Below are 1,157 nucleotides of genomic sequence, written 5' to 3'. Positions count from 1 at the left end.
ACGATCTGGCAATTTGCCATCGGTTTAGACTAAAATATCTAGCTTTATATTATGCTGTCAATATATATTAATTATCTAAAACAATACTTACTCTTTGTATAAGCGATACAAATATTATACCAGTTTTATCTGTTCCCGTCAAAATTTTAAGGTCAGCTAAAATTTTAGAGTCATTCAAACGCTTTTTTGAGCTAGTTTCTAGCGATTAGATGCGTTTACCCTGTTTATTAGGTACGCTTGAATCGCACAAATGACTACCTAACCTGATATACCCAGATCCGATAATAACCATCAGGTTTAGCTGTGGATAGGGGTGAGAACTGATCACCAATTTCTACTAACTTCCACTGGCCCAACTCTTCTAATGCAGTCAACTTTTGCTTAAAATCGCTGTTCTGATAAAAATCAAGACGCAAGGTAAAAATAATGTATCCTCCAGGCTTAGTAATGCGGAGCAGTTCGTCAAAAGAGCTGCTGGGGGCATGTCCATAGGTAAACACACCAACACTGATAATGGCATCAAAGGAGTCTGAGGGAAAGTCAAGGGGTTCACCCATAACTTTTTGGTAGAGCGCAGTATAGACATTCTTTTTACGTGCCTGCTCTAACATTTCGCTTGAAATATCCATCCCCTCTAGATTAGAGTAGCCATTCTGGTATAAAATTTCTCCTACCAAACCTGTACCAGCACCAGCATCCAAAATCCTGGCATCTTCGGAAACCAACGGCGATAATACTTCCACTACTTTCTGGGGAGCTACATAGTTACATTCATTTACTAAGTCTTGGTCGTAGTCTTTTGCCCATTTCTTATAATAGTCAGTCAATTCTTGACAATTGTTAGAACTATATATCTCTTTTTGTCTATCTTCTAAGTTCATTTTAAACAATTCTAAGTTTTTGCAAAATAAAATACTGCACCTATCTTTAATCATAACCTAAATTCCGCACTTTAAGCTGTAAAATAGGTAAACACCCATATAGCGATTGCTTAGAGCAATCCCTGAACCCAATCAACCGAACTAGTGAACATGAAAATTAAAACCATTAAAATCCATCAATTAACCATTCACGAGCATCATTTGGACATTATCTATGGTGCAGATACTGTAAAACAAAAAAAAAGCGAGAAAAAAGAAAAAAAAATAAACTCAAAA

1 protein-coding gene is annotated in these 1,157 nt (G+C 36.2%); it reads right to left on the bottom strand.

The window, feature by feature from the left end:
* Positions 1 to 254: 254 nt before the first annotated feature.
* On the bottom strand, positions 255 to 881 hold the full coding sequence (locus F6K49_RS51335) for a class I SAM-dependent methyltransferase (protein WP_293110645.1): 627 nt from the start codon (positions 879 to 881) through the stop codon (positions 255 to 257).
* Between the last annotated feature and the right edge of the window lie 276 nt (positions 882 to 1,157).

This window comes from Moorena sp. SIO3I6 (genome assembly GCF_010672095.1).
Note: the sequence above shows the minus strand (reverse complement) of the source record. Positions and strands in the feature narration are given on the sequence as shown.

Excerpts from the sequence above, each read along its gene's own strand:
- F6K49_RS51335 (WP_293110645.1), bottom strand. The coding sequence starts at position 881 with ATGAACTTAGAAGATAGACAAAAAGAGATATATAGTTCTAACAATTGT.